The 3,134-nt window shown below is 63.0% G+C and carries 6 protein-coding genes; 3 read left to right on the top strand and 3 right to left on the bottom strand.

Annotated features, from left to right (window positions below; genetic code table 11):
• The first annotated feature begins 52 nt into the window (after window positions 1-52).
• Complete coding sequence (locus tag AC1DX0_RS33600; protein ID WP_477221895.1) at window positions 53-469, top strand: GFA family protein; 417 nt, start codon at window positions 53-55, stop codon at window positions 467-469.
• A 25-nt stretch (window positions 470-494) separates the two neighbouring features.
• On the opposite strand, the gene AC1DX0_RS33595 is transcribed toward AC1DX0_RS33600, so the two are convergent.
• The 3 genes from AC1DX0_RS33595 to AC1DX0_RS33585 form a co-directional block, all read right to left on the bottom strand.
• The gene (locus AC1DX0_RS33595) at window positions 495-1,061 is read right to left on the bottom strand and encodes a methyltransferase family protein (protein WP_477221896.1); all 567 of its coding nucleotides are present in this window, start codon (window positions 1,059-1,061) and stop codon (window positions 495-497) included.
• 110 nt (window positions 1,062-1,171) lie between these two features.
• Window positions 1,172-1,570 (bottom strand): VOC family protein, encoded by a 399-nt coding sequence (locus tag AC1DX0_RS33590; protein ID WP_477221897.1) that lies wholly within the window; start codon window positions 1,568-1,570, stop codon window positions 1,172-1,174.
• A gap of 19 nt (window positions 1,571-1,589) precedes the next feature.
• On the bottom strand, window positions 1,590-2,006 hold the full coding sequence (locus AC1DX0_RS33585; RefSeq protein WP_477221898.1) for a tautomerase family protein: 417 nt from the start codon (window positions 2,004-2,006) through the stop codon (window positions 1,590-1,592).
• 197 nt (window positions 2,007-2,203) lie between these two features.
• On the opposite strand from AC1DX0_RS33585, the gene AC1DX0_RS33580 reads away from it, so the two are divergent.
• Window positions 2,204-2,761 carry a TetR/AcrR family transcriptional regulator gene (locus AC1DX0_RS33580; protein WP_477221899.1) on the top strand — a complete coding sequence of 186 codons (558 nt, stop codon included), beginning with the start codon at window positions 2,204-2,206 and terminating at the stop codon, window positions 2,759-2,761.
• Between the two features lie 17 nt (window positions 2,762-2,778).
• The coding region (locus AC1DX0_RS33575; protein ID WP_477358664.1) for an MOSC domain-containing protein at window positions 2,779-3,134 on the top strand (356 nt) is incomplete at its 3' end.

The following is a 3,134-nucleotide window of genomic DNA, read 5'->3' as shown; positions in this document are numbered from 1 at the left end:
GTGTTTGGGGGCTTGAACCAATGCGATCTCGTTTCAGAAAAGAGAGTTTCCAATGGTTGATGCCAGATGCAGTTGCGGCGCTCTCACGCTGACGCTTCCCGGACCGTCAAGACTGGTTGTCGCCTGCCATTGCCTCGACTGYCAGCGCAGAACCGGCGCGCCCTTCGGCGTTGGCGCGTTTTATCCGGCCGACGCTGTCGCCATTTCCGGAACCTCGAAAGAGTTCACCCGCGATGCGGCAAGCGGCGGGAAGGTGCACAGCTACTTTTGTCCAGACTGCGGCTCGACGGTCTATTGGAAGGCCGACAGGCTGCCCTCGATGATCGGCGTCGCCGTCGGTGCGCTGGCGGACCCGAAATGCCCGCCTCCCATCAGGTCGATTTTCGAGCAGTCGAAACATGATTGGGTTCAGATCGACGGTGCTGTCGACCATTTTCGGCAAAGCAGCGCCGCGGGGAAATCGAGCTGAGCTGGCGTTCGCCGCATCTTGCCGGTCATGCCGGTGTGAAGGGGACCAGCATCGGCACCCGTCGGGCGTAATCGTCATAGGCAGCGCCGAGTTCGCCACGCAGGAAGCTCTCCTCGAGCCTTGCCTTGACCACGATGCCGATGATGAGCAGCACGGTGCCCGCAATGCCCCAGACCGTGCCCTTGGCCGCCATGGTGGCGAGGATGGCGAGCAGCAGTCCGGTGTAGATCGGGTGGCGGACAAGGCCGTAAGGGCCGGTGTCGACGACATGGTGATCGGCCTTGGCGGTGACCGTGCCCGACCAGAGCCTGCCGAGATGCAGGCGCGCCCACCAGGCGAAGGCGATGCCGACGGCTATCAGGGCAACGCAAATCCAGGCTTCGGCAAGATCAGGCATCCAAAACCTGAGCCGACCCTCATAGCCGTGCGCGGGAATGAACAGCAGCCCCGCGCCGACCAGCCACAGGGCCCGATAGCGAACCTCCGCTTTGAAACCGGCGCGCTTCTGCACAGGGTCGGCCCACAAAGCGGCGGCGGCCCAGCTCACCGCCCAGATCAACCAAAGCAGCGTGATTGCCGTCACCGGTCGCATGAGAACCTCCGCCGACTTGTCCTGTTCACCATGAAGCGGGTGCAGCGCGGCAGCAATGCGGCGGTATCCGGAACCGACTGCTGTTCCGGTAAGAAGATCGTGATYCCTGCTCAATCACTCGAGCAACTGAACATCCACTGCACGCCGAACGCATCGACCAGCATGCCGAAGCTGGTTCCCCAAACTTGCCGTGCCAGAGGCACGGTGATGCGGCCGCGTGCGCTCATGCGGCCGAAAAGCTCCTGCATGACGGTCAGCTCGTCGAACTCTAGGCAAAGGGCGGAGCCCTTCATCGGCTCCGCATCGTCATTGTCGGAGGCATGGAACAGAACGCCCGGACCTTCGAAGCGTGCATGCAGGATCTTTCCACGCATGGCTTCGGTTCGCACCGGCATGCCGTTGTCGCCCCAGCGCAGCAGGATTGTTTTCAAGCCAAGGCCGCACTGTTCGTAAAAGGCCAATGCCGGCTCGCAATTGGTGGTGAAGAACAGCGAAGGGGAGAGGCGCATCCTGTCTTTCCCTGTCTGGTCAGTGCGCGGTGGCGGCAGCGACGAGCGCATCTCCGGTATATTGCCTGTCACCGATGCCCCAGCCACCGTCGGGCGCGTTGACGATGTTGATCCAGGTGTTTTCTGGCCTGTGCCCGGGCACGCAGAGTTCGGCGACAATCCCGTAAGCGGCGCCGATGAAGGTCTTGCGGGCTTCCACCGAGCCAAGGCCGATGTTCGGCAATTTCAACTCGACCATGACCACGGGCCGATTGGCGCCGCCGGCATAGATGTGGCGCGGCGGCAGGACGTGGACGGTGCCGCCGACAATTGCGGTAAAGAAAGAATTGCCGGTAGCGCCGGAGGCCTCGATCAGGGCGGCGCTGAGGCGTGGCAGGATCTCGCGTTCTCCGGCCTCTGTCAGTACGCCTTCCGGCGCGGTCACGGTGATTGGCATTTGGGCTCTCCTTGTCCTCGGGCTGCACGGCCTTGCAGGAAGGATTGTCTTCCGGCTTGCCATGTTTCGTATCAATTGTTACGTTATGTGAAGAGAGCAAGTCAACAGGTTTCGTATCGATCATTATGGATAATTTGGAAAAACCCAGGGGTGGTCGTCCCCGCGCGTTCGACCCCGGCCGGGCACTGGATGCGGCGATGCATCTGTTCTGGGAGCATGGCTATGAGGCGACGTCGCTGGCCATGCTGCGCGAGGCGATGGGGTTGACGCCGCCGCAGATCTACAACGCCTTCACCGACAAGGAGACTTTGTTTCGCAAGGCGCTGACACGCTACCACGAGACGGAGATCGGCTTTGCGCTGGACGCACTGAGCGCACAGGTGTCGACGCGGGAGGCGATCCGGCGGCTGCTGCTGGGGGCGGCGGAGGCCTATTCCAGGCCCGGCAAGCCGGGTGGATGCCTTTTCGTCAGCGGTGCGCTGGCAGCCTCGCCGCAGGCGCAAGCCATTGCCGATGAACTCAAGGCCTATCGCAAGGCAAGCGAGGCGGCGATCGCCGAGCGGTTGGCCAAGGGGAGGGCGTCGGGCGATCTGCCGGAAGGCCTCTCCGTCGAAGGCTTCGCCAAATACCTGGCCGGCGTCATGAACGGCATGTCGATCCAGGCGCGCGACGGCGCATCGGTCGAAGAGTTGCGCCTTTTGGCCCAAACCGCTCTTGCGGCCTTGCCGGTCGAAGAGCAAAAACGGAGGGCATGATTCAAGGACGGAACGCCATGCTGGATCTCTTTCCCGAGGCCGCCAAGCCGGTCGACATCATCCCGGCCAAGAAGCTTTCCGCCCGCGCGGCAGCGCTCTATGTCGCGCCGGCGGATCATTTCCAGACGCGTCCGGTGGAAGAATTGCGGCTCGGCTTCGACGGCATATCGGGCGATTTCCATGCCGGACCGACGCGACGCTCGGGCGGGCRCGAACCCTGGTATCCGCGCGGCACCGAAATGCGCAACGAGCGGCAGCTGTCGATCGTCGCCGCGGATGAACTGGCCATTGTCGCCGAGCGGATGGGCCTGGCCGAGATCAAGCCGGAGTGGATCGGCGCCAATCTSGTGATCGAAGGCGTTCCAAACCTCTC

The organism is Mesorhizobium sp. P3_A9 (genome assembly GCF_056402975.1).
Note: the sequence above shows the minus strand (reverse complement) of the source record. Positions and strands in the feature narration are given on the sequence as shown.

What these genes read in the sequence shown, in the direction of transcription:
- AC1DX0_RS33595 (WP_477221896.1), bottom strand. Translation starts at nt 1,061, where the DNA reads ATGCGACCGGTGACGGCAATCACGCTGCTTTGGTTGATCTGGGCGGTG.
- AC1DX0_RS33590 (WP_477221897.1), bottom strand. Translation starts at nt 1,570, where the DNA reads ATGCGCCTCTCCCCTTCGCTGTTCTTCACCACCAATTGCGAGCCGGCA.
- AC1DX0_RS33585 (WP_477221898.1), bottom strand. Translation starts at nt 2,006, where the DNA reads ATGCCAATCACCGTGACCGCGCCGGAAGGCGTACTGACAGAGGCCGGA.
- AC1DX0_RS33580 (WP_477221899.1), top strand. Translation starts at nt 2,204, where the DNA reads ATGCATCTGTTCTGGGAGCATGGCTATGAGGCGACGTCGCTGGCCATG.